19 protein-coding genes are annotated in these 23,542 nt (G+C 69.1%); 8 read left to right on the top strand and 11 right to left on the bottom strand.

What is annotated here, in order from left to right; translation table 11 throughout:
- Nucleotides 1–24 precede the first annotated feature (24 nt).
- The gene (locus tag ABD655_RS02000) at nucleotides 25–1,206 is read right to left on the bottom strand and encodes a lactonase family protein (protein WP_344711206.1); all 1,182 of its coding nucleotides are present in this window, start codon (nucleotides 1,204–1,206) and stop codon (nucleotides 25–27) included.
- 117 nt (nucleotides 1,207–1,323) lie between these two features.
- A complete protein-coding gene (locus ABD655_RS01995) occupies nucleotides 1,324–2,610 on the bottom strand; it encodes an adenylosuccinate synthase (RefSeq protein WP_344711203.1) in 1,287 nt (428 codons plus the stop codon).
- Nucleotides 2,611–2,799: 189 nt separating this feature from the next.
- Here ABD655_RS01995 and ABD655_RS01990 point away from each other — a divergent pair, with 189 nt between their 5' ends.
- On the top strand, nucleotides 2,800–3,546 hold the full coding sequence (locus tag ABD655_RS01990; protein ID WP_344711200.1) for a Pr6Pr family membrane protein: 747 nt from the start codon (nucleotides 2,800–2,802) through the stop codon (nucleotides 3,544–3,546).
- On the opposite strand, the gene ABD655_RS01985 is transcribed toward ABD655_RS01990, so the two are convergent.
- Nucleotides 3,536–4,729, bottom strand: coding sequence for a cytochrome P450 (locus ABD655_RS01985; RefSeq protein WP_344711197.1), 1,194 nt, complete (start codon nucleotides 4,727–4,729; stop codon nucleotides 3,536–3,538). The genes ABD655_RS01990 and ABD655_RS01985 overlap by 11 nt on opposite strands.
- Before the next feature lie 86 nt (nucleotides 4,730–4,815).
- On the opposite strand from ABD655_RS01985, the gene argG reads away from it, so the two are divergent.
- Both argG and ABD655_RS01975 read left to right on the top strand, forming a co-directional pair.
- Nucleotides 4,816–6,258: an argininosuccinate synthase gene (argG, locus tag ABD655_RS01980; RefSeq protein WP_344711194.1), complete on the top strand. Its 1,443-nt coding sequence runs from the start codon at nucleotides 4,816–4,818 to the stop codon at nucleotides 6,256–6,258.
- Between the two features lie 170 nt (nucleotides 6,259–6,428).
- Entirely contained in the window at nucleotides 6,429–9,035 is a 2,607-nt protein-coding gene (locus ABD655_RS01975) for a penicillin acylase family protein (RefSeq protein ID WP_344711191.1), read from the top strand.
- 15 nt (nucleotides 9,036–9,050) lie between these two features.
- On the opposite strand, the gene mnhG is transcribed toward ABD655_RS01975, so the two are convergent.
- The 7 genes from mnhG to ABD655_RS01940 form a co-directional block, all read right to left on the bottom strand.
- Nucleotides 9,051–9,479, bottom strand: a complete 429-nt coding sequence (gene mnhG, locus ABD655_RS01970; protein ID WP_378720831.1) for a monovalent cation/H(+) antiporter subunit G — start codon at nucleotides 9,477–9,479, stop codon at nucleotides 9,051–9,053.
- Entirely contained in the window at nucleotides 9,476–9,745 is a 270-nt protein-coding gene (locus ABD655_RS01965) for an MrpF/PhaF family protein (protein WP_344711188.1), read from the bottom strand. The genes mnhG and ABD655_RS01965 overlap by 4 nt, the downstream gene beginning before the upstream one ends.
- Nucleotides 9,742–10,428, bottom strand: coding sequence for a Na+/H+ antiporter subunit E (locus tag ABD655_RS01960; RefSeq protein ID WP_344711185.1), 687 nt, complete (start codon nucleotides 10,426–10,428; stop codon nucleotides 9,742–9,744). Before ABD655_RS01960 ends, ABD655_RS01965 begins: the two co-directional genes overlap by 4 nt.
- The gene (locus ABD655_RS01955; RefSeq protein ID WP_344711182.1) at nucleotides 10,425–11,981 is read right to left on the bottom strand and encodes a Na+/H+ antiporter subunit D; all 1,557 of its coding nucleotides are present in this window, start codon (nucleotides 11,979–11,981) and stop codon (nucleotides 10,425–10,427) included. Before ABD655_RS01955 ends, ABD655_RS01960 begins: the two co-directional genes overlap by 4 nt.
- A complete protein-coding gene (locus ABD655_RS01950) occupies nucleotides 11,978–12,547 on the bottom strand; it encodes a Na(+)/H(+) antiporter subunit C (RefSeq protein ID WP_344711179.1) in 570 nt (189 codons plus the stop codon). The genes ABD655_RS01955 and ABD655_RS01950 overlap by 4 nt, the downstream gene beginning before the upstream one ends.
- Nucleotides 12,547–15,564: a Na+/H+ antiporter subunit A gene (locus ABD655_RS01945; RefSeq protein ID WP_344711176.1), complete on the bottom strand. Its 3,018-nt coding sequence runs from the start codon at nucleotides 15,562–15,564 to the stop codon at nucleotides 12,547–12,549. The genes ABD655_RS01950 and ABD655_RS01945 overlap by 1 nt, the downstream gene beginning before the upstream one ends.
- A gap of 126 nt (nucleotides 15,565–15,690) precedes the next feature.
- Entirely contained in the window at nucleotides 15,691–16,734 is a 1,044-nt protein-coding gene (locus ABD655_RS01940) for a LacI family DNA-binding transcriptional regulator (RefSeq protein ID WP_344711173.1), read from the bottom strand.
- A gap of 98 nt (nucleotides 16,735–16,832) precedes the next feature.
- On the opposite strand from ABD655_RS01940, the gene ABD655_RS01935 reads away from it, so the two are divergent.
- The 5 genes from ABD655_RS01935 to ABD655_RS01915 all read left to right on the top strand — a co-directional run bounded on the left by ABD655_RS01935 (nucleotide 16,833) and on the right by ABD655_RS01915 (nucleotide 23,047).
- Nucleotides 16,833–18,083 (top strand): MFS transporter, encoded by a 1,251-nt coding sequence (locus tag ABD655_RS01935; protein WP_344711170.1) that lies wholly within the window; start codon nucleotides 16,833–16,835, stop codon nucleotides 18,081–18,083.
- Between the two features lie 21 nt (nucleotides 18,084–18,104).
- On the top strand, nucleotides 18,105–18,800 hold the full coding sequence (gene nucS, locus ABD655_RS01930) for an endonuclease NucS (RefSeq protein WP_344711167.1): 696 nt from the start codon (nucleotides 18,105–18,107) through the stop codon (nucleotides 18,798–18,800).
- 181 nt (nucleotides 18,801–18,981) lie between these two features.
- The gene (locus ABD655_RS01925) at nucleotides 18,982–19,665 is read left to right on the top strand and encodes an HAD hydrolase-like protein (protein ID WP_344711164.1); all 684 of its coding nucleotides are present in this window, start codon (nucleotides 18,982–18,984) and stop codon (nucleotides 19,663–19,665) included.
- Nucleotides 19,622–20,923: a hypothetical protein gene (locus ABD655_RS01920; protein ID WP_344711161.1), complete on the top strand. Its 1,302-nt coding sequence runs from the start codon at nucleotides 19,622–19,624 to the stop codon at nucleotides 20,921–20,923. Before ABD655_RS01925 ends, ABD655_RS01920 begins: the two co-directional genes overlap by 44 nt.
- A 51-nt stretch (nucleotides 20,924–20,974) precedes the next feature.
- Nucleotides 20,975–23,047, top strand: a complete 2,073-nt coding sequence (locus ABD655_RS01915; protein WP_344711158.1) for a bifunctional lysylphosphatidylglycerol flippase/synthetase MprF — start codon at nucleotides 20,975–20,977, stop codon at nucleotides 23,045–23,047.
- Nucleotides 23,048–23,110: 63 nt separating this feature from the next.
- Here ABD655_RS01915 and ABD655_RS01910 read toward each other — a convergent pair whose 3' ends face one another.
- Nucleotides 23,111–23,317, bottom strand: a complete 207-nt coding sequence (locus ABD655_RS01910) for a cold-shock protein (RefSeq protein WP_091485579.1) — start codon at nucleotides 23,315–23,317, stop codon at nucleotides 23,111–23,113.
- Nucleotides 23,318–23,542 lie beyond the last annotated feature (225 nt).

The raw sequence follows: 23,542 nt of genomic DNA, 5'->3' as shown, positions 1-23,542 counted from the left end.
GGGCCCGGCGGGCCCGCATCGCGTTCACCGCGCGACCAGCAGGCACGTCGGCGACGGGGCCTCGACGCGATGCCGCACCCGCCCGGGGACGCCGGTGCGCAGATCGAGCGTCAGCGACGCGACCTCGTCCGAGCGCTGTCCCGCCACCAGCAGTGTGTCGCGCACGACGAGGTGATGGCGTGGCCACTGCACACCCGAATCCGCGAGTGCCACCGGGGTGAGGGAATCGCCTGCGCCGCGCACGCGCAGGGTTGCGATGGTGTTGCTGCCGCGCACGCCCGCATAGAGGAATTCCCCATCGCGGGATGCCGCGAGCTCCGCAGCGGCGTCACCGGGGAGGATCCCCATCGCGAGCGGCGTCCCGGCGACGATCCGCCAGGATCCGGTGATGTCGGCGGCCAGTGCGTAGACCTCGCAGCTGAACTCCGTGACGACGTAGAGATGCCCGCTCGGGTGCCAGACCATGTGCCGCGGTCCGGTGCCCAGTGGCAGCGCCACGTCCTGGACGGGCCGCAGCCCCTCCGGGGTCGTCCGCCAGAACCGCACCCGGTCGAGCCCCAGATCCGTGGTCGCCACCAGACCGGCCGGCAGAAAGACCGCCTGATGGGCGCGGGAGACGGGGGATGCCGCGTCATCCGTCACGGTCGGCGCGACCGGTTCGGGTTCGGCCGCGTCGTAGTCCGGCACGAGATGCGCGTATTGATCGCCGGCAGCGGCGCGGAGCGCACGGGCGGCCTGCGCGAGGTCGATGCCGCCGCCCGGCGGCCCGGTGGAGTCCGACTCGTCCGAGACGCCGGCCGCGGCGGCGAGAGTCGGCGCGGAGGGTCGGCCCGCGGCATCCAGACTCATCCGGACGACGCGCCCGTCTCCCCAGCAGGCCGCGACGAGCGATCCGCCGTCGGGGGCGACCGCGACGTGGCACACGGCGTCGCCGGCGGCGACCGGCCCGCCGAGTGGAACGAACGAGGTCTCGCCGGTGCGATGGAAGGCCCGCACGGTGCCGGCATCCTCCATCGCCGCGTAGATCACATCGAGCGTCGGATGCGCGGCGAGCCAGGAGGGCGAGCCGTCGGTGGCTGCGGCATCCCCGGCGAATCGGAGCTGCCCGCCGGCCAAGGGGTCATCGGCATCGCCTGCCAGAAGAGTGCCTATGCCGGTCGCGGTGCCTGCCGAACGCGCCGTGTAACCCCCGAGCCAGAAGCGCATCAGCGGGTTCCGTCCCGCTCATGCGCTTCGCGGTCCCTGAGCCCGTCGAAGGGGCGCATCAGCGGGTTCCGTCCCGCTCATGCGCTTCGCGGTCCCTGAGGCCGTCGAAGGGGCGCATCAGTCGATCAGATCGTGGCGCACGATGACGGCGTCGCGCGCCGCGCCCACACCGATCACCGAGATGCGGGTTCCACTCATCTGCTCGAGCGTGAGCACGTAGTCCTGCGCGGCCAGCGGCAGCTCTTCGAATGTGCGCGCGCCGGAGATGTCCTCGGTCCACCCCGGAAGGTATTCGAGGATGGGCTTCGCGTGGTGGAAGTCGGACTGGTTGACCGGCACCTCGTCGAAGCGGACGCCGTCGACGTCGTAGGCCACGCAGACCGGGATCACATCGAGGCCGGTCAGGATGTCGAGTTTGGTGAGCACGAGATCGGTGATGCCGTTGATGCGGGTGGCGTAGCGCGTGATGGGCGCGTCGTACCAGCCGACCCGTCGCGGGCGGCCCGTCGTGGTGCCGAATTCGAAGCCTCGCGAGCGCAGCCATTCGCCCTGCTCGTCGAAGAGCTCCGTCGGGAAGGGACCCGAACCCACCCGCGTCGTGTAGGCCTTGACGATCCCGACGATGCGGTCCAGCCGGTTCGGTCCGACGCCGCCGCCCGTGGCCGCGCCACCGGCGGTCGCGGACGAGGACGTCACGAAGGGATAGGTACCGTGGTCGACGTCGAGCATCGTCGCCTGGCCGCCCTCGAAGACCACCACGTCGCCGGCATCCAGGGCGTCGCTGAGCAGCAGCGAGGTGTCGCTGACCATGGGACGCAGCCGTTCCGCGTAGGAGAGCAGGTCCTCGACGATCTCGTCGCACGTGATCGCGCGCCGGTTGAAGACCTTCACCAGCAGGTGGTTCTTCTGATCGAGCGCGCCCTCGACCTTCTGGCGCAGGATGTTCTCGTCGAAGAGGTCCTGCACGCGGATGCCGACGCGGTTGATCTTGTCGGCGTACGCCGGACCGATGCCACGACCGGTCGTGCCGATCATCCGCTTGCCGAGGAAGCGCTCGGTGACCTTGTCCAGAACGCGGTGGTACTGCGTGATGATGTGCGCATTGGCGCTGATCTGGAGACGCGACGTGTCGACTCCGCGTGCGTTCAACGCCTCGAGTTCGGCGAAGAGCACTTCGAGATCGACCACGACGCCGTTCCCGATCACGGGCGTGACGCCCGGTGAGAGGATGCCGGAGGGCAGCAGGTGCAGCGCGTACTTCTCGTCGCCGATGACCACGGTGTGACCCGCATTGTTGCCGCCGTTGAACTTGACGACCCAGTCGGTACGGCCTCCGAGGAGGTCGGTCGCTTTGCCCTTGCCCTCGTCTCCCCACTGGACGCCGATGATGACGATGCCTGGCATGGGCTACTCCCCCGTTATCGGACGGTTACACCCCATCCTATCCAGGGCTAGTCTGACCCCACCGACAGACGGGACCGCTTCCGTGCGTTGACCTGCGCAATCCGCATGGGCGGATAGGGTGACGAACATGACGGCACTGGGGCCGGGGCACCCGCGACGATCGCTGCGCACGGCCACGCGGAGCGGGCGGTGAATGTGAAGGCCTGGGCGGTCGCGCGTGCCGCCGCCGCCGTCCTGATCGCGGTGGCCTTGACCGTCCAGTTCATCGCAAGCACCCGTGCCGCAGTCGACCGGGGTTGGGACGTGCCCACGACGGCTGCGAATTTCTTCAGCTTGTTCTCCGTTCAGACGAACATCCTGACCATGCTCACCCTGGGCGGTGCGGCGATGTGGCTGTGGTGGGAGCACCGCCGCGGGGCCGAGGAGCCGCTCGTCGTGGAGGCGGCGCTGGCCGCCGTCACGACGTATCTGATCTGGACGGGCATCGTGTACAACGTCCTCCTCCGCACGCCGCCGCTGCCGGAGGGGACCCGGGTGATCTGGTCCAATGAGGTGGTTCACCTCGTCATCCCGCTGTTCCTGCTGGCCGACCTCCTCTTCGCGCCCCGCAGGCGCGCCCTCCCCTGGAGCGTTCTGGCGATCCTTCCCCTCTACCCGATCATGTGGGGGTTCTACACGCTGGCCCGTGGTCCCTTCATCGTCGATCCGCGCAACGGCGAGCCGTTCTGGTACCCCTACACGTTCTTCAACCCGCAGGCGGCGCCGGGGGGCCTGCTCGGAATGGGCGGATACTTCGGGGTGGGTGTGCGCTTCGTCCTCATCGCCCTGGTCCTCACCGCGATCGGCGCTCTCGTGATCTGGTGGGGCCGGCGCCGCGCCGAAGCACACCGCGAGCGATCGGCGCGTGCCGCGCCCGACGCCCCGCTCAGTCGCTGACCGTGAAGCGGAGCGGAAAGCGCACCGGACCGGTGTTCCCCGACACGGGCAGCCACTGTCCGGGTCCGTCCGCCTCGAGTTGCGGCATCCGTCGTGCCAGCAGCGGCAACGCGACACTCATATCGGTACGCGCGACGAAGTGCCCGATGCAGTGATGCACGCCGCCGCCGAAACCGCTGTGCAGCGGGCGGTCGTCCACGGTGATGTCGAACGCGGCGCGGTCGCCCATCGCGCGCGGGTCGGTCCCGATGGCGTGTGAGAGCACCTGGACGATCCCCCCGCGGGGCACTCGGAGGCCGTCCAGCTCGACGTCCTCGAGCGCTTCGCGAGTGACCCAGGTGACGGTGGGGTTCACCCGCATCACCTCCTCGACCGCGCGGCCGCCCAGCTCGGGGCGATCGGCCAGCAGCGCCCACTGATCGGGATGCGCGAGGAATGTCTGCAGCGCGAGCCCCAGCTGGTTGCGCGTGGTTTCCATACCGGCGAAGGCCAGGAACACGAGGGCGACACTGAGCTCGCGGCGCGTCAGGGCGTCGTCGGACTCGTGCGCGGCGAGCAGGGTGGTGACGAGGTCGTTGCGCGGGCGGGCCTGCCGGTCGGCGACCACCTCTTCGATGTACCCGGTGAGGCCCTCCAGCGCGGTCTCGATCCGGGGCAGATCCTCGCGCACGTTGACACCGAAGGACTTGCCGAGGTCGTCGGCCCAGTGCGCCACCTGCGGCCATTGCGCATCGGGCAGACCCAGCAGCAGGCAGAGGATGCGGGAGGCGTACGGCTCGGCGAATTCTCCGACGAACTCCACCCGGCCGCGCGGTGCGAACGCGTCGATCAGCTCGTTCGCGAGCTGTTGGAACTGCGGCCGCATCGTCTCGATGGCGCGGCTGCGGAAGGCGGGTCCGAGCAGGCGCCGCAGTCGCAGGTGGTCATCGCCCTCGAGGCTGAGCAGGGTCTCCTGCCACCACTGCGCCCACGGACCGTCGTGGATGCCGTTCTGCGCCGGCCAGCGGGCGTTGCCCTGCTGGAACCGGCGGTCCTTCAGGATCGCGGTGCCCTGGTCGTAGCGCAGCACCGCCCAGCCGTACGGGGTCTCGGCGTACCAGCTGTTCTCACGCGCCGAATGCACCCCGGCCGACGTCACGTCCAGGGCCGGGTCTGAGAGGTCCAGATAGGGCACACCGCTCATACCCGGAGTCTATGACTCCTTCGTCGGCTCGGGATGGCTGGGCAGCAGGCCAGAGGCCGCGCAGCGCCGACGATAAGCTGGAGACCATGTCGAAAGTCCTGCAGTCACTGCCCGTCGGCGAACGCGTCGGCATCGCCTTCTCCGGGGGTCTGGACACATCCGTCGCGGTCGCCTGGATGCGCGACAAGGGCGCGATCCCCTGCACCTACACGGGTGACCTCGGCCAGCCCGACGAGGACGACATCGATGCGATCCCCGGTCGCGCCCTCGAGTACGGCGCAGAGCTGGCTCGTCTGATCGACTGCAAGAGCGCGCTGGTCGAAGAGGGCCTCGGTGCGCTGGCCTGCGGCGCCTTCCACATCCGCTCCGGCGGCAAGACCTACTTCAACACCACCCCGCTCGGCCGCGCGGTGACCGGGACGCTCCTGGTGCGCGCCATGAAGGACGACGGCGTGGACATCTGGGGCGACGGGTCCACGTACAAGGGAAACGACATCGAGCGGTTCTACCGCTACGGCCTGCTCGCCAATCCCCGTCTGCGCATCTACAAGCCGTGGCTGGACGCTGATTTCGTCACCGAGCTGGGCGGCCGCGCCGAGATGTCCGCGTGGCTCACCGAGCACGGCTTCCCTTACCGCGACAGCGCTGAGAAGGCCTATTCGACGGACGCGAACATCTGGGGGGCCACCCACGAGGCCAAGACGCTCGAGCACCTCGACGTCTCGCTCGAGACCGTCGAGCCGATCATGGGCGTGCGGTTCTGGGACCAGGCCGTCGACATCGCTCCCGAGGACGTCTCGATCACGTTCGCCCTGGGACGCCCGGTCGCACTCAACGGCGTGGAGTATGCCGACCCGGTCGAGCTCGTCCACGAGGCGAACCGCATCGGTGGGCGTCACGGTCTCGGCATGAGCGACCAGATCGAGAACCGCATCATCGAGGCCAAGAGCCGCGGCATCTACGAGGCGCCCGCCATGGCGCTGCTCTTCATCGCTTACGAACGTTTGGTCAACGGCATCCTGAATGAGGACACGCTCGCGACCTATCACGAGCAGGGGCGCCGTCTCGGTCGTCTCATGTACGAGGGCCGCTGGCTCGAGCCGCAGTCGCTCATGCTGCGCGAGTCCATCCAGAAGTGGGTGGGTTCGACCATCAACGGCACGGTCACCCTGCGTCTGCGCCGCGGTGAGGACTACACGATCCTGGACACCACCGGACCGAACCTCTCCTACGCCCCGGCGAAGCTGTCCATGGAGCGCGTCGGCGACGCCGCGTTCGGACCGACCGATCGGATCGGTCAGCTGACGATGCGCAATCTCGACATCGCCGACTCGCGGTCGCGCCTCGAGCAGTACGCGGGCCTCGGACTCATCGGCGGCGCGACCGGCGCCCTGGTCGGACGCATCACGTCGGGTGAGGCGGACGAGATCACCGAATCGGCGTCGCCGGCGGATGCCGCGGCCGAAGCCCTCGACGAGGCCATCGAAGCGGCATCCGAGTCCGCGATGTACGACGCCGGAACCGACTGAGATCCACCGCCCATGACGGGCGGACCTCGTTCTCCTTCGACAAAGGCTTCAGCATGGCGAGGTCTGGGGGTTACGATGCCTGACAGTGCCCGCGCGACCCGAAAGCGTGGGACTGCGGATCGCGGTGCATGACACCGCGTTCCCCCGGCACCTCACTCGAAAGCCCTTCAATGCTGAAGCCCGTCACCGCGCCCACCACGACCCAGGGGACGGATCAGCCCCGTACGCGTTCCGTCGGACGCATCGTCGGTGCGACGGTGTTCGGCATCGTCGCAGGCGTCACCGTCGTCGCACTGATCGCCGCCGGCTTCGTGGTGTGGACCATTCAGCGCTCCTTCCCGCAGCGGGACGGGACTGTCGCCGTCCAGGGCCTGGACCGCGAGGTCACCGTTCAGCGGGACGATCTCGGCATCCCGACGATCACGGCCTCCGGCAGCGACGATCTGTTCTTCGCCCAGGGCTACGTGCACGCGCAGGACCGCTTCTGGGAGATGGACTTCCGCCGCCACGTCACCAGCGGCCGACTCTCGGAGCTCTTCGGCGCGTCCCAGCTGGAGACCGACTCGTTCCTGCGCACACTCGGCTGGCGCGAGGTCGCCGCGGCAGAGGTCGCCGCGCTCGAGCCTCGGATCGCGTCCTACTACGACGCGTATGCCGAGGGAGTCAACGCCTACCTCGCCGACCACGACGGTGCCGACGCGTCCCTCGAATACGCGATCCTCGGACTGCAGAACGCAGACTACGAGATCGAACCGTGGACGCCGGAGGACTCGGTCGCGTGGCTGAAGGCCATGGCGTGGGACCTGCGCTCCAACCTCGAGACCGAGAGCGAGCGGGCTCTGCTGGCGACCACGCTCACCCCCGAGCAGATCGCCGGGCTCTACCCGGACTATCCCTACGATCGCCACCCGGTGATCGTCCCCACCCTCTCGTCGACGCAGTCGGCGATCGCGACCGGTCCGGCCGATGCCGGGGTCGCCTCGGCGTCGATCGAGTGGACCGAGGCGGACGACGTTCTGCAGGCCGTCAGTGCGCTGGTCGGCGGCGCCGGGGAGGGCATCGGCTCGAATTCGTGGGTGGTGTCGGGCGACCTGACCGAGACCGGGATGCCGCTGCTTGCGAACGACCCGCACCTCGGCGCTGCGCTGCCCAGCGTGTGGCACCAGGTGGGCCTGAGGTGCCGCGTCGCGACGGAGAGCTGCCCCTTCGATGTCTCGGGCTTCGGCTTCTCCGGGGTCCCCGGTGTGGTCATCGGGCACAACAGCCGCATCGCCTGGGGGTTCACCAACCTCACCACCGACGTCACCGATCTCTACCTCGAAAAGCTGGAGGGCGAGTCGTACTGGCGCGACGGGCAGCTGATCCCGCTGGAGGAGCGGACCGAGACGATCCGCGTCGCGGGAGGCGACGACGTCGAACTGCGCATCCGCTCGACAGGAAACGGACCGATCGTGTCGGGCCTCACGCCCGATTTCGACGCGATGGCCGCCGACCCGATGATGGGCACGGACGGGATCGCCGCTGCCCCCGCGACACCGCCCGAGGGGGAGTATGCCGTCAGCCTGAAGTGGACCGCGCTCACGCCCGGCACCACCGCGGCATCCATCTTCGCCCTCAATGTGGCGCAGGACTTCGACGCGTTCCGCGCCGCCGCCGCCCAGTTCAGCGTGCCCGCGCAGAACCTCGTCTACGCCGACGTCGACGGGAACATCGGCTATCAGACTCCCGGCATGCTGCCGATCCGCGGCGCCGGCGACGGCTCTCTGCCCCAGCCCGGGTGGGACTCGGCATACGCGTGGCAGGGCTTCATCCCGTTCGAGGAGCTGCCGACCTCGTTCAATCCCGCCTCCGGCTACATCGTCACGGCCAACAATGCGATCGTGACCGAGACGTTCCCGTACTTCCTGACGGACGACTGGGATTACGGGTGGCGTGCCGCGCGCATCGTCGATCTGATCCAGCGCAAGTCCGCGATGGGCGAACTGACCGTGGACGACATGCGCGAAATCCAGGCCGACAACGAATTCGTGATGGGCAGACAGCTCGCCTCGGCGTACATGGACATCGAGACCGGTCGCCGCGGCCCGGACGCCGCGCTGGACCTGCTGCGCTCCTGGGATGCGCAGAACAATGCCGACTCGGATGCCGCGGCCTACGCGAACGTGCTCTGGGACGAACTGGTGACCGACCTCTTCGTCGCCGGACGCGAAGCGCCCGCACCCGTCACCGGGCAGGGTCGTCTGTTCCTCGTCGTCGACGAGCTGCTCGAAGATCCCGCCTCGGAGTGGTGGACCAACGCCGAGCTCGACATCGACGGCCGCGATGAGATGCTCGCGTACGCCGCGGACCGGGCGTACGACCGGCTGGTCGCGATGCAGGGCGACAACCCGACGAAGTGGAACTGGGGCTCGCTGCACGCCCTGTCGCTCACCAGCGGCACGTTCGGCTCATCCGGCATCGCGCCGATCGAGATGCTGTTCAACCGCGGCCCGTATCCCGTCGGCGGCGGGACGTCGGTGACCAACGCGACCGGCTGGAACATCGGGGTCGGGTTCGAGACGGTCACGGTCCCGTCGATGCGCATGGTGGTCGACCTGTCGGACTTCGACGAGTCCGGCTGGAACCATCTCACCGGCGCGAGCGGCCACGCGTTCCACCCCAACTACGTGGATCAGACGCCGGCGTGGCAGCGGGTGGAGCTGACGCCCTGGGCGTTCAGCCCGACCGCGGTCGACGCGGCCGCCACCCACACGCTGACCCTGGTCCCGGCATCCTGACCTGAAGGGTCTCTCTCAGCCGCCGGCGGCCGGCGGTGTCTGCCGTGACTCGGCGAGCTCGTCGACCAGCAGGGCACGCTCATCGACCGTGCCGTTGCGGTACGCCTGCCGACTGACCATGTGCGCGGACAGGGGTGCGGTGGCGAATTGGATGAGCACCACCGGGATCAGGAACGCGACCACCGGCCAGGATCGCAGCGACAGGGCGATGGCGAGGCAGATCAGCATGAGCCCGAGCACTTGCGGCTTCGTCGCCGCATGCAATCGGGTCGGAACGTCGCGCCAGCGCAGCAGGCCGATCGCCGCGGTCAGGCACAGCAGCGCGCCGAACAGGATCAGCACCAGAGATGCCGTGTCGAGCCAGATATCCAGCGGTGAGTGGATGCGGGTCGCTGAGCTGTCGGCGACGGCGCGGACGGCGGATACTGCGGCGGGCGTGTTCATCGGTCGACGTTGTCCTTCCTCGCCACGAAACGCGCGATCGAGATGGAGCCGAACACGCCGACCGCCGCGATGATCAGCAGCACCGGCAGAGCACGCGTGTGGTGGTTGATGGCCATGTCGGCGCCGAGGACGCACATGACCTCGGTGAGGAGGACATCGGATGCGACCGCGCGGTCGAGGATCGACGGCCCCAGGACGATGCGCCACAGCGTCAGGAGCGCGGCGACGCCGAACACGACGTAGATGGCGATGAGCAGCGGGTTCATGACGGTCCTCCCGACGGCGCGTCGTCACTCGGATTGGACGCACTCGGAGCGACCAGGGCGACCTGGGCGCGGGAACCGACCGCCATCACGATCCGGCGCTCCCACCGCAGCACGGCCTGCCGTTGGGCTTCGACGTCCTCGGCGTTGCGCACGCCGATCACGTGCAGGTACAGGATGCGCCGGTCGCGGTCTGCGTCGACGATCAGGGATCCCGGGATCAGGGATGCCGTGATGGCCGTGTGGGTCATGATCAGGTCGTCGTCCATGCGCACCGGAACGGCGATGATCGCGGTGCCGGGTTGCCGGCGGAAGTCGAGCACCTGTGCGGCGACCGTCAGCGAGCCACGGACGACCGCCCACAGGAACGAGAACACGAAGATCGCGCCGTACCAGATGTTGACACGCCCGGACAGCTCCACCGGGGGCAGCCGGAACACCCGGGTCACGGCGACCGCAGCGATCAGCCCCGTGACGAACGCCAAGACGGTGAACTGTCCCCACAGCAGCATCCACAGCGCAATGAGCCATACGAAGAATGGCAGCTGGCGCCATACCTGCTGCAGCACGCCCCGCTTGCCGACCAGCAGCCCGGATCCGCCGCGCCCGGCGCCGCGGATCGGGTCGCCGGCCGTCTGCCCGGCGGTGTGGCGGGGGCGCGCGGTGTGGTGGATCGGAGCGGTCATTGCCCCGCCTCATCCTCGAGCTGCGAGATGCTCACCGGCTCGAGCAGCGCCGCACCGATGCGCGTGCACACCTCGTACAGCGGACCCGCGAAGATCGTCAGAGCCACGGTGACCGCGACCATGCCGACGGTGGAGGCGGTCATGATGCGAGGGATGACGCGGCGCTCGGTCTCCACTGCCGCTGCCGGGGCACCGCCGAGGTACGAGATGCGCGCCTCGGTCTCGGCCGAGTCGTCCTCTTCGCGCCAGAACGCCAGGTTCCATGCCCGCATCAGCGCATAGAGCGTGAGCAGTGACGTCACGATGCCGCCGACGATCAGCACCAGCATGATCGGCGTGCCCACTTCGGCAGCCGCATTGAACAGGGCGTACTTGCCGATGAAGCCCGAGAAGGGAGGGAGTCCGCCGAGGTTGATCGCGGGAATGAAGTACAGCACCGCGATCACCGGGGCCGCACGCATCAACCCCTTCACCCGAAGGATCGACGTGCTGCCCGCGTTGCGCTCGATGAGTCCCACCGCCAGGAACAGCGTCGTCTGCACCACGATGTGGTGGACCATGTAATAGATGGTCGCGCCGATCGCCGCCGGTGTCGCGATGGCCAGGCCGAACACCATGTACCCGACGTGGCTCACCAGTGTGAACGACAGGATGCGCTTCAACTCCGCCTGCGCGACGGCACCGAGCACGCCGACGATCATGGTCGCGAGCGCGACGATCAGCAGCAGCAGGTTGACGTCGTTCTCGCGGAACAACTCGGTCTCGGTGCGGATCATCGCGTAGACGCCGACCTTCGTCAGCAGACCGGCGAAGACGGCCGTGACCGGCGCGGGCGCGGTCGGGTAGGAGTCGGGCAGCCAGAACGACAGCGGGAAGACGGCGGCCTTGATGCTGAACGCGAGCAGCAGCAGGATGTGCAGCACCGTCTGGGTCTGCTGGGGCAGCTGGGTCATCCGCTCGGAGATCTGCACCATGTTGACCGTGCCCAGCGCCCCGTAGATCACCGCGATCGCGGCCAGGAAGAGGATCGACGAGACCAGCGAGACCACGATGTAGACGACGCCGGTGCGGATGCGCGACTCGGTGCTGCCGAGGGTGATGAGGACGTACGACGCGACGAGCAGGATCTCGAAGCCGACGTAGAGGTTGAACAGGTCTCCGGCGATGAACGCCGTGAAGATGCCTGCCGCCAGGATCAGGTATGAGGGGTGGAAGATCGAGACGGGCGTGTCATCGTCACCGTCGGCGGCGCCCTGGCCGACGGAGAAGAGCAGCACCGCCAGCAGCACCACGCTCGAGACGACGACCAGCAGTGCGGCGAGGCGGTCGACGTACAGCACGATCCCGAACGGGATCGGCCAGTTGCCGACCGAGACGGCGAGGGGTGCGTTGCCGGCGTCGACGACCACCAGGAGCACCGCGGCGATCACCAGCACGGCGGTGAGCGTCAGGACCGACACGACGACCTGCGCCTTGCGGTGTCGCCCCGCGATCAGTGCAGCCGCGGCACCGAGCAGCGGCAGCGTGACCAGCAGGGGAACGAGGGCGTTCACGATTCGCTCCCGTCTTCGGGGGGCCGGATGCGACGCGGAGGCTCTTCGCGTCGGGCGGTCGGTCGATCGGTGGGGGCGTCATCGCGGATACCGGCGAAGTCCCGGCTGCCGAGCAGGGTGATGGGGGCGGTGTCGGTCCCGACGAAGTCCGTGGTGGTGTCGTCGCTGACCAGCTCGGTCTCGTCGTCCATCGCGTCCTCGGCCACTCCACCACGCGCGCGCAGCGCGATGTCCTCGGCATCGTCCTCGACGGTGTCGGCCTGGCCGAGCTGCCAGGAGCGATAGATCAGGGCGAGCAGGAACGCCGAGATTCCGAACGTGATGACGATGGCCGTGAGAGTGAGCGCCTGCGGGAGCGGGTCGGACATCTCCTCGGACGTCGCCGCGGCACCGAAGAACGGAGCGACCCCGGGCTGGCCCATCACGATCAGCAGCAGCAGATTCGTCGCATTGCCCAGCAGAAGGAAACCGATCAGCACCCGCGTCAGGCTCCGCTCCAGCATCGCGTAGACGCCGCAGGCGAACAGCACCGCCATGACGACGATCAGAACGAGTGAGACATCCATCAGCCACTCACCCCGCTGCGGCTGTTCGAATCGGTCGGTGAGGACCCGCCGTTCAGCTCGTAGGTCTGACGGTCGACCTCGGCCCCGAGGCTGCGCAGGACATCGAGCACGAGTCCGATGACCACGAGATAGACGCCGATGTCGAAGAAGGTCGAGGTCACGAACTCGAGGTGGCCGAGAATCGGCACCTGGATCTCGAAGAACGCGCTCGTCAGCGGGGGCGCGCCGAAGAAGAGCGGGATGATCGCGCAGGCGACCGCGATCGACATGCCGGTCCCCAGCAGCCGCCCCGCATCGGTGGGGGCGGCGGCACCGAGCTCGTAGCGACCGCCGGCCACATACCGCATGACCAGGGCCATTCCGGCGACCAGTCCGCCGGCGAACCCACCCCCGGGCAGGTTGTGCCCCGCGAACAGGATGTACAGCGACACGATGATGATCGAGTGGAACAGGACGCGCACGACCACCTCGAGCATGATCGACCGGTTCTCCGGTCGCACGCGCTGGCCGCCCACGAGCCAGGCCATGCGTTCCGCTCCGGCGCTGTCGCCACGGGGACGCACCCCTTCGTCGGTCTCCACGAGCGGCCGCCGCGTGCGCGCGGCCGCCGGCGGGAGCGCGCTCGAGAGCGAAAGCGTGTCGGCTCGATGCGTGACGAAGACCAGCGATGCCACGCCCGTCGCGGCCAGGATGAGCACCGACAATTCGCCCATCGTGTCCCACCCGCGCAGGTCGACCAGCGCCACGTTGACGACGTTCTTGCCATGGCCGAGTTCGTAGGCGAGCTCTGGGAAGGACTCGGATATCGGTTTCGCCGACCGTGCGGCGGTCGCGACGATCGCGATGACGGCCATGGTGACACCGACCGCGGCGGCCAGGACCGCTCGGGCGACGGGCCAGACCGACGCGTTGTGCTCACCCATGCGTGAGGGGATGCGGCGCAGCACAAGGGCGAAGGCGACCAGGGTGACCGTCTCGACCAGGATCTGCGTGAGGGCCAGGTCGGGTGCGCCGCTCGTGGCGAAGAGCAGCACCATGCCGAGGCCGGTCACCGAGACGAGCACCACGCCGCTGTAGCGCTTCTGCGCGCGCACGGCGAGCAGGCCGGCGGCGATCATCAGGGGTGCGACGACCAGCTGCATGGGCGTCTGGAACGCATCCAGCTGCGCCGTCCACTCCGTGCCGAGCAGCAGCGCCGTGCCCTCGGCGGCGACGAAGACGACGAAGATCGTGCCGACGTACACCGGGAGGGAACCACGCTGGGTGAATGTGGTGACGACGACCGAGAGTCGTGCCACGCCGCGGAGCACCGCGTTGTAGATGTCCGCCGCCGTGAAGGGCAGCATGTGCCGTTTCCAGCCCGTCGCCGTGACCAGCCAGAACACCGCGGCACCGGCGGCGATGGTGCCCAGTGAGATCCACAGCGCCGGCTCGAGGCCGTGCCACAGAGCGAGGTGTGCGGGGTGCTCGGGCGCGGCGACCCCTGCCGAGGCCGCCGGAGCGAGAGCCGCGTAGGTCGCCAGCACCGTGTCCAGAAGAGGGGCGGCGAGACCGGCCACGACCGTCAACGCGGAGAGCAGGACGGGGGCGCCGAGGAATCCGATCGGCGGATCGGGCCATTCGGTCAACGGCAGAGGCGTGCCTCCGGCGGGACCCAGACGCCCGGCGGCTTCGCGCAACGCGTCAGGCTCGCTGGGAGCGGGCGTGGGGACCGTCTTCGTCCAGAACGCCCCCCACAGGAAGCGGATGCCGTATGCCGCCGTGAGGATCGACCCCAGGACGATGCCCACCAGGCCGACGATCCCCCAGAGGGCGCCACCGGTCGCTTCGTGCAGGAAAGCGGTGAGGATGGTCTCTTTCGCGACGAATCCGATCGTCGGGATGATCCCCACCATCGATGCGACGGCGATGAACGAGAAGGTCGCCATGACCGGCGCCTGGCGGCCCACGCCGCTCAGTTCGCCGATGTCTCGCGTGGACAGCTGCCGGTCGATCACGCCCACGACCAGGAACAGCGCGGACTTGAACAGCGCGTGGCTGATCAGCAGCGCGAGACCCGCGAGGGCGGCATCCTGAATGCCGTATCCCAGCACGACCGTCAGGAAGCCCAACTGGCTGACCGTGCCGAATGCGAGAATCCTTTTCAGGTCGGTCTCGCGCAGGGCCTGGACCCCGCCGAGGACCATCGTCAGGGCGCCGAGTCCGACCACGATCGGCCGCCACGGGGCGGACGCGGCGAAGACGGGGGCGAACAGCGCGATCAGGTAGATGCCGGCCTTCACCATCGCCGCGGCGTGCAGGTAGGCGCTGACCGGAGTGGGTGCGGCCATCGCACCGGGAAGCCAGAAATGGAACGGGAAGATCGCCGACTTGCTGAGCGCTCCGACCAGGATGAGGATGAGGGCCGCGTCCACGACCGCGCCCGTCGGTGCGGCGGCGAGGATCTCGGAGATGCTCGAGGTGCCCGTGTCCACGACCAGCAGAACCACTCCGATGAGCATGACGAGCCCGCCGAGAGTGGTCACCAGGAGCGCCTGAAGTGCGGCACGGCGGCTGGTCGCGCGGCGGTTGTAGAACCCGATGAGCAGATACGACAGGACGCTCGTCAGCTCCCAGAACATCACCAGGACGATCAGGTCGTCGGTGATGACCAGGCCGTACATCGCGCCGGCGAACGCGAGAAGGACCGCGGAGAACTGGCCGACGCCCTCGGTCTTGCCCCGGAAGTACCAACGGCAATACAGCATCACCAGCGCACCCACGCCGGTGACGATCAGCGCCATCATCCACGACAGCGTGGTCAACCGGACAGAGAGCTCGATGCCGAGCGAGGGGATCCAGTCGAATGCCTCGAACGGAATGTCTCCGGCGAGGACGGCGGGGGTCTGCCACGCGGTGTAGAAGAACGCCGCGATCGGCAGCAGTGCCGCACCATAGAACGCTCGTGCCCCGATGCGTCCGACCAGCCACGGCAGCAGCAGTGGGAGGAGCGCGAACGCGCCGAGGAGTAGCAGCATGCGGCCTCCTCGGTGTTCGTCGGCCGAACGGCTCGGGGGCGGCGGCGCGGGCGTTCGGCGTGTCGCAGCAAGTCTAACGGCGCGAATCCGCGCTCCCCGCGCGGGAGTGGACGCGGAGGGCCGGTTTCAGGACCGTGGGCCGGTGGTGTTTCCGACTCGGAAGACGCAGGTGAACCGGATGGAGGCGGCGGTCTGCCCGGCGAGCATCGCCGCGATGGCCTGCCCTGCGGCGCGGCCCTTCTCGGCTGCCGGCTGAACGAGGGTCGTCAGTTCGTACGGTGCGAGCCCGTCCACCACGATCCCGTCGAATCCGGTCACGCTGAGCTGCTGAGGCACCCGCAGTCCCAGCTCCTCCGCGGCACGGATGACGCCGGCCGCGAGCAGATCGCTCTGCGCGAGAACGGCGGTCGGACGCGTTGCCGGATCGGTCAGCAGTGCACGGCCGGCCGCCAGTCCCTCGTCGATGGAACTGCCCTGGGCCGCGTAGGCGGGGGCCTCGGGGAACACCTCACGGGCGCCGGCCAGCCGCTCCCGCGTGACGTCGATCGTGATGCGCTCGTCGGCCGCGAGCCGGCCGCGAACCCAGCCTGCGCGAGCCGGCAGCGTGACCAGGGCGACCTGTGTGTGACCCAGGGTGCGCAGGTGGCTGGCCGCCTGGCGCTGCGCCTCGCGATTGTCGAGTTGGATCTGAGGGATGCCGTCGCCGGCGTCGCCCTCGATCACGACGACGGGGATGCCACGTGCCTGCACCGCGTCGAGCGATTCGCGCAGCATCCCGCTGCATCCCACGAGCACCGCGGCATCCAGGGGGGCCGTGGTCAGGGTGGGCTCGGTGCCGAGCGGCGCCTGGTCGCGCAGCAGCAGAAGACCGGCGCCGAGGGACGCGACCCCGTCGGTGAGGCCGTCCATCATGAGCGTCTTCACCGGGTCCAGGAAGGCGGCTCCGAGGTGCTCTTCGAAAACGACGCCGACGATGCCGGAGCGGCCGCGTCGCAGCGACGCCGCCCGGGGGTCGGGCCCGGTGTACCCCAGTGATCCGGCGGCGTCGAGCACCCGCTGACGCGTGGTGTCCGAGACCGCTGTCTTGCCGCTGAAGACCACGGACGCCGTCGAGGGCGACACGCCGGCATGGCGGGCGACGTCGTTGATCGTGGGTCTGCGTACGGTCATGGCGCCTCGATGCTACCGCGCGTCTCCGCCGCAAGTCGAATCGATTCGACACGCCGACGGGAATGACGTGATCGAATCGATTCGCTAAGGTTGCCCGCATGGAACTCGACCTCACCCGCGCGCAGCTCGTCCGCTGGCGCGCCGCGATCTTCGCGATCTTCCTCGCGAGCGGTCTCAGCATCGCGACATGGGCATCGCGCGTTCCGGCGATCAAGATCGCGCTCGATGTCGACAACATCCAGATCGGGCTCATGCTTCTCGGCGCGGGCATCGCCTCGATCCTGGGGCTGTCGCTGGCCACGCTCGTGCTCGCCAGGTTCGGTGCGCGAAGCGGCATGCTGGGCGCGATCCTGGTCTTCGCTCTCGGCGTCGCCGTGATCGGCGTGGGCACCGATGTGTTCCACTCGTACGTCCTGGTCGTGGCGGGCCTGGCGCTGTTCGGTCTGGGCAACGGGGCGGTCGACGTGATGATGAACGTCGAGGGTGCGGCGATCGAGAAGCAGGTGGGCAAGACGATCCTGCCCCTGTTCCACGCGTTCTTCAGCTTCGGCACCGTGATCGGCGCCGGCCTGGGCGCGCTGGCGGTGACCTTCGGCCTGAACGTGCTGGTGCACACCTCGGTGATGGCCGTCGTCATCGTCGTCATCGCCTTCGTCACCCATGCCAATGTTCCTGCGCGGGAGATCACCATGGACCCGGTCGACGCCGCGCAGAAGCGCCACTGGCGCGAGCGCCTGCACACCGCGCTGGCCGCCTGGCGAGAACCGCGCACCTACGCCCTGGGCGTCATCATGCTCGGGATGGCGTTCGCCGAGGGAGGCGCGAACGACTGGCTCGCGCTCGGGATGGTCGAAGGCCACGGCGCCGCTCAGGCGATCGGGGCGCTGGGCCTGACGGTCTTCTCGGTGAGCATGACGGTCGTGCGGATCTTCGGCGGTCCGCTGGTCGACCGGTTCGGCAGGGTCTGGACCCTCCGGGTCCTTGCCGCTCTCGCCACGGCGGGCCTGCTCCTGTTCATCCTGGCCCCCACCATCCCGCTGGTGTTCGTCGGGGCAGCCCTGTGGGGCGCAGGCGTCTCGCTCGGCTTCCCGCTGGGCATGTCGGCGGCCGCCGACGACCCGGCGAAGGCCGCGGCGCGCGTGAGCGCGGCGGCCACCATCGGCTACATCTCCTTCCTGTGCGGACCGCCCATCCTGGGCTTCATCAGCGAGAACATCGGACTTCTGAACACCCTCTACATCCTGGTCGCGCTGGCCGTCGCCTCCGGGCTCGCGTCGGGCGCCGCCAAGCCCCTGGCCGGCACGGCCGTGGGCGCGGGCAAGTCGCACGCACAGTCCGACCGCGGCTGAGCCCCGGGCTAGGCTCGTCGGGTGCGCCTCGTCATAGCCCGTTGTTCGGTGGATTACACCGGTCGCCTCAACGCGCACCTGCCGCTGGCCACCCGCCTGCTCGTCCACAAGGGCGACGGCAGCCTGCTCGTGCACTCCGACGGCGGCTCGTACAAGCCGTTGAACTGGATGAGTCCGCCGTGCACGCTGACCGTCTCCTCCCCGGAGGAATCGGATGCCGAGGACGGCGTGGTCGAACTGTGGAAGGTCACGCACACCAAGACCGGCGACGCCCTGCTGGTTCGGATCTACGAGGTCGTGCACGACACGTCGCACGAACTCGGTGTCGATCCCGGGCTCGTCAAGGACGGCGTCGAGGCCGATCTGCAGCGGCTGCTGGCCGAGCAGGTCGGCGTCATCGGCGACGGCCTCACCCTGGTCCGACGGGAGTTTCCGACCGCGATCGGCCCGGTGGATCTGCTGCTGCGCGATGCCGCCGGCGGCACCATCGCCGTCGAGGTGAAGCGGCGCGGCGACATCGACGGCGTCGAGCAGCTCACGCGCTACCTCGATCTGCTCGGACGCGACCCGCACCTGGCGCCCGTCACGGGCGTGTTCGCGGCGCAGGAGATCAAGCCCCACGCGCGCGTCCTCGCCGCGGACCGCGGCATCCGCTGCGTCACCCTGGACTACGACGGCATGAAGGGCGTCGATTCCGGCGCACCGCGGCTCTTCTGACGCCGGCTCGCGGTGCGGACATGCCCGCGCCCGGCGTTCCCGTCGCGCGAACGTACGCTCACCCCGCGGTTCACTTGCGCTGGATGTACGCGCCCGGGGCGGTTTCCGGTACATCCAGGGCAAGTGAACGGCCGCGGGCATCGCAATCTCGCGGGTGAGAGTGCCCGCATAGGCTGGGGGCATGGGGAATCGGTCGCCGTGGACGTGCGTGCTCTGGGATGTCGACGGCACGATCGTCGACGCATCCGACGGCATCCTGCGGCGTCTGACCATCACGCTCGAGCACTTCGGCAAGGCGGCGCCGACCAGGGCGGAGCTGGTGCACTGGATCGGACCGCCGATGTTCGAGTCGTTCCAGGTCACCGGGGGCATGACTGCGGATCAGGCGTCCGAGGCCGTCGCCTTCTACCGGGTGCTCGGCAAGGCCGACGGGTACACGACCGGCGCCAAGCTGTTCCCCGGAGTGGCCGAGCTGATCAAGGAGCTCGCCGACGATGGCGTGCCCCAGTCGACGGCGAGCTCGAAGCCCGAGGTGCAGGTCGTCGCGCTCATGGATCATTTCGATCTGTCGTCGTGCTTCACCGCCATCGTCGGCGCCACCCCTGACGAGCGGACGCTCGCGGCCAAATCCGACATCGTCGCCGAGGCGCTGCGGCGGCTGGAGGCGGCGGGCGTGGACACGAGCCGCCCGGTGCTCGTAGGTGATCGCCACCACGATGTCGAAGGCGGTGCCGAACAGGGCGTGCCCGTGATCTTCGTGCGCTGGGGCTTCAGCTGGCCGCACGAGGCGGCCGGAGCGCAGGCGGCCGTCAGCACGGTCGATGAGCTTCGCCACCTCCTCCTGGTCGGGGATGCCGATGCCTGAGGCCCTCGGCGGGGCGCTCGCGTGGGCGGTGCCCGCGGTGGTCGTCTTCGGAGCGACGGCGATCGCCATCGCGGTGATCGTCTGGGCGGTCCGCAGGGCCCGGCGGTCGCCGCGGGCGCGTGCCGCCGCGGACGGCTTGCGCGCGCGCGCGGGCGCGGCCCTGGTCACGCTGGACGATGCCGTCGACGAGCTCGACCTCGAGGTCGGTCTGTCCGGGGCGTTGTACGGCGGAGGCGCTCCGGCGTCCCTGCGCCGTGCCCGGCTCACCGCCCAGCACGTGCGGGATGCCTCATTCGAGGAGTACCGGGAGATCTCCGACGAGAGTGTGACTCCCGACGAGATCCGACGCGTCTCCACGCGCATCGAGCGGCGCAGCGCCGAGGCCATCGCCACGATCTCGGCTGCCCGCGCGGAGCATGCGGGCTGGGTGCGCGCCAACGTGTCGGCGGGAGCGCAGATCGCCGCCGCCGAGCAGCGCCTGGCCGGCCTGCGCGCCACGATGGGCGACCCTGCCGCGCTGGTCGCCGAACTCTCGTCGCGCTTCGCCGAGGATGAGTGGGCGGACGCGTCCCGGGCAGCCCGAGCCGCCGTCGACGGTGCGAACGAGGCGGCGAGCCACCTCGCAAACGCGGCGCGCACGGCCGACGACCCGACCCGCACGGCACTGGTCGACCTCGCCAAGGCCGAGCGCGCCCTGCGCCGCGCCGAGGTCGAGGCGCGCACGATGGAAGAGACCCACCGCCTGGCCATGCAGGCCGCGCAGGCTGTTCCCGACGAGTTCGCTGCGGCCCGCACCGCCCTGCGGCAGGCGTTCACAACACGCGACCAGCTCGATCCGGTGGATGCCGCCCGTCTGGGAGCAGAGCTGCGCGTCGTCGAGGCCGAGCTGACCTCGCTCGAGGCGGATGCCGCGCTGCGACCGACGTGGACGATCGACCGCATCGCGCGCCTGCGCGATCGCCTCGACATTGCGCTCGGCGACGCGCGCACCGCGCAGCAGCGCCTGCGCGGTGCGCGCACCGCTCTGCCCGGAACACTCGCGGCGGCCCGCAATGCGGTGGCGCATGCCGAAGCATCCCTGGGTCATGCCCGCGCGGGCGCGGATGCGAGATCGCGATTGGTCTCCGCCCAGCGCGAGCTTGCCGCGGCCCGCCAGGTGCAGGATCCGGTCGAGGCGCTGGATGCCGCCCGACGCGCGATGCGGGATGCCGAGGACGCCAAGGCCCTCGCGGACTACGACCGGCTCACCGGAGGCTGAGACAGTCGGTCTCGGAATGGAGGGCAGCGCGGTCGCCGCTATCGTGAAGCCATGACCGACGTGCAGACCAAGCCGCGCCATCCCCTCGTGATCGTGGCGAGCCGCATTCCGGCAACGCTGACCATGGTCGCCCTGCTCCTGATCGTCGGTGTCGTCTTCGCTGGACTCTGGCGTCCGTTCGAGGACTCACCGCTGTGGGAGAGCGTCGCGTACGGATTGCCCGCTTTCCTCGAAGGGCGTTGGTGGACCCCGATCACCGGCACGTTCTTCGTCAACCACCCGCTCGTCTACATCCTCACGATCGCCAGCTTCGTCGGCATGGCCTACCTCGAGTTCCGACGTGGTTCCCGGGTCGCCATCGCCTATTACACGATCGGTCAGCTGTTCGCGATCTTCGCCAGCGCCCTGCTCGTATGGCTGTTCGCTTTTCTGCCGTGGCCGTGGGCTCAGGCGGAGGCCCTGGTGCTGGATGTCGGCCCGTCGGGGGGAGCGATGGCGTGCATCGCCGCCGCCGCAGGACTGCTCGCCGCCCCCTGGCGCGTCCGGGCGTGGGTGGTGCTGCTCGGATTCACGGTCGTTAGCCTCTTCTTCTGGGGATCATTGGCCGACCTCGAGCACGCGGTCGCGGTCGTACTGGTGCTGTTCGTCGACCGGTCGCTGCGACTTCAGCGCACCACTCTGCGCGAGCAGCGGCTTCTGGCGTTCGTGACGATCCTCGTCCTGCTCGCCGTCGAGATCCTGACCTTCCTCGTGCCGACCGACGGGCCCTTCGGCCGCACCACCGCGACGGGCGGGTCGATCCTCGACATCGGGATCGACATCGTCGTCGTGCTGGTCGTGGCGAACGGGCTGCGCCGCGGCCGACGGTGGGCGTGGGTCGTCAGCATCATTCTGGGTGTCTTCAACGTCCTGACCGGGCTGCTGTTTGTGACGCTGCTCGTGTTCGTGCCGGGTGCCGAGATCGAAAGCTCGGTCGGCGATGTGAGCGTGGCCATCGCGCAGTCCGCACTCTGGGGCATCCTGCTGGTGTACCTCCTCTGGGTGCGCGGCGCGTTCGCCGCTCACCGGAAGGCGACGATCGGCGTCGGCGCCGAGCCGTCGGTCGACGACGTCAAGGACGCGCTGCACGCCGACGGCGGCGGCACGCTGTCCTGGATGACGACGTGGCGGGGCAACAGCTACGCCAGGACGGCGGACGGCATCGTCGCCTATCAGAAGCGGGCGGGAGTGGCGATCGCTCTGGCCGACCCCCTCGGCCCGGAGGGATCACGCGCCCAGTCGGTCGAGGACTTCATCACGATGACCGAGCGCGCCGGCTTGATCCCGTGCTTCTTCAGCGCAAGCGATGCGACCAAGGCCGCCGTGCCCGAGAGCTGGCGCAGCATCGTGGTGGCCGACGACACCATCGTCGACCTTCCCGGTCTCGAGTTCACCGGCAAGGCGTGGTCGGCGGTGCGCACGTCGATCAACCGGGCCGTCCGCGAGGACGTGACCTTCCGCATGACGCGACTGTCCGACGAGTCCTGGGGAATTCAGCAGCAGCTGCGCGCCATCTCCGAGATGTGGGTCGGTGACAAGGGGCTGCCGGAGATGGGGTTCACCCTCGGCACCCTGGACGAGGCCAAGGACCCCGAGGTGCGCCTCGCCGTCGCGGTCTCGGCGAACGGCGACGTGGACGGCTTCCTGTCCTGGCTGCCGATCTACGGCGGCGACGGCCGCGTGCGCGGCTGGACGCTGGATCTGATGCGGCGCCGTGACGGCGGATTCGGTCCTGTGATGGAGTTTCTGATCGGCTCGTCCGCAAAGCACTTCTCCGAGGAGGGTGCGGAGATCATGTCGCTGTCGGGAGCGCCGCTGGCTCACGACTATCCACCGGATGCCGGTGCGATCGCCGGTCTCTCGGACTGGCTGGCGACCATGCTCGAGCCCGTCTACGGGTTCGGCTCGCTGCACCGGTTCAAGGAGAAGTTCCACCCGCGGTACGAAACGATGTACTTGCTGTTCCGCGACGAGAGCGACCTGACCCGCATCGGCGCGGGACTCACCCGTGCCTTCCTCCCCGACGCGACGCTGCGGCAGTTCGCTGGGGCCGGCGTGGAACTCATGCGGGGCGAACGCGACTGATCCGACGAGAACCCGTCCGCGAACGCCCCGCATGTCGCGGCGCGAGCGCCGCGAGGTAGGTCGTCAGACCGGACGAATGTTCTCAGCCTGCAGGCCCTTCGGGCCCTGGGCTACTTCGAACTCGACGCGCTGGTTCTCTTCAAGCGAGCGGTAACCGCCCGACTGGATCGCGGTGTAGTGCGCGAAGACGTCAGCGCCGCCATCATCAGGAGCAATGAAGCCGAAGCCCTTCTCCGCGTTGAACCACTTGACCGTGCCCTGGGTACTCATGTAGTAGTGCCGTTCTCTTGTGCCCGCGCCATCTGCGTCGAGTCCCGCTCAGGGTACCGAAAACTCGTCTGATAGCGAGAAAAATCGGGAAGGAAGGTGACACAAATGTTGCACTCTGCCATCGTCCGCCCGGGCCGAGAAAAGACACTCGAAGCCCGGGCGTCGACGGATCCCCCCGGATAGGCCACGCATGGCGTGACCACCGCACACTCTACCGATATATCA

The sequence above is a fragment of the Microbacterium terregens genome (assembly GCF_039534975.1).
GTDB classification, from domain to species: Bacteria; Actinomycetota; Actinomycetes; order Actinomycetales; family Microbacteriaceae; genus Microbacterium; species Microbacterium terregens.
This window is presented reverse-complemented; position numbering and strand designations above follow the sequence as displayed.

Bases quoted from the DNA above. Each gene is read 5' to 3' on its own strand.
- ABD655_RS02000 (WP_344711206.1), bottom strand. From the start codon at position 1,206: ATGCGCTTCTGGCTCGGGGGTTACACGGCGCGTTCGGCAGGCACCGCG.
- ABD655_RS01995 (WP_344711203.1), bottom strand. From the start codon at position 2,610: ATGCCAGGCATCGTCATCATCGGCGTCCAGTGGGGAGACGAGGGCAAG.
- ABD655_RS01985 (WP_344711197.1), bottom strand. From the start codon at position 4,729: ATGAGCGGTGTGCCCTATCTGGACCTCTCAGACCCGGCCCTGGACGTG.
- argG (WP_344711194.1), top strand. From the start codon at position 4,816: ATGTCGAAAGTCCTGCAGTCACTGCCCGTCGGCGAACGCGTCGGCATC.
- ABD655_RS01975 (WP_344711191.1), top strand. From the start codon at position 6,429: ATGCTGAAGCCCGTCACCGCGCCCACCACGACCCAGGGGACGGATCAG.
- mnhG (WP_378720831.1), bottom strand. From the start codon at position 9,479: ATGAACACGCCCGCCGCAGTATCCGCCGTCCGCGCCGTCGCCGACAGC.
- ABD655_RS01965 (WP_344711188.1), bottom strand. From the start codon at position 9,745: ATGAACCCGCTGCTCATCGCCATCTACGTCGTGTTCGGCGTCGCCGCG.
- ABD655_RS01960 (WP_344711185.1), bottom strand. From the start codon at position 10,428: ATGACCGCTCCGATCCACCACACCGCGCGCCCCCGCCACACCGCCGGG.
- ABD655_RS01950 (WP_344711179.1), bottom strand. From the start codon at position 12,547: ATGGATGTCTCACTCGTTCTGATCGTCGTCATGGCGGTGCTGTTCGCC.
- ABD655_RS01945 (WP_344711176.1), bottom strand. From the start codon at position 15,564: ATGCTGCTACTCCTCGGCGCGTTCGCGCTCCTCCCACTGCTGCTGCCG.
- ABD655_RS01940 (WP_344711173.1), bottom strand. From the start codon at position 16,734: ATGACCGTACGCAGACCCACGATCAACGACGTCGCCCGCCATGCCGGC.
- ABD655_RS01935 (WP_344711170.1), top strand. From the start codon at position 16,833: ATGGAACTCGACCTCACCCGCGCGCAGCTCGTCCGCTGGCGCGCCGCG.
- ABD655_RS01925 (WP_344711164.1), top strand. From the start codon at position 18,982: ATGGGGAATCGGTCGCCGTGGACGTGCGTGCTCTGGGATGTCGACGGC.
- ABD655_RS01920 (WP_344711161.1), top strand. From the start codon at position 19,622: ATGAGCTTCGCCACCTCCTCCTGGTCGGGGATGCCGATGCCTGAGGCC.
- ABD655_RS01915 (WP_344711158.1), top strand. From the start codon at position 20,975: ATGACCGACGTGCAGACCAAGCCGCGCCATCCCCTCGTGATCGTGGCG.
- ABD655_RS01910 (WP_091485579.1), bottom strand. From the start codon at position 23,317: ATGAGTACCCAGGGCACGGTCAAGTGGTTCAACGCGGAGAAGGGCTTC.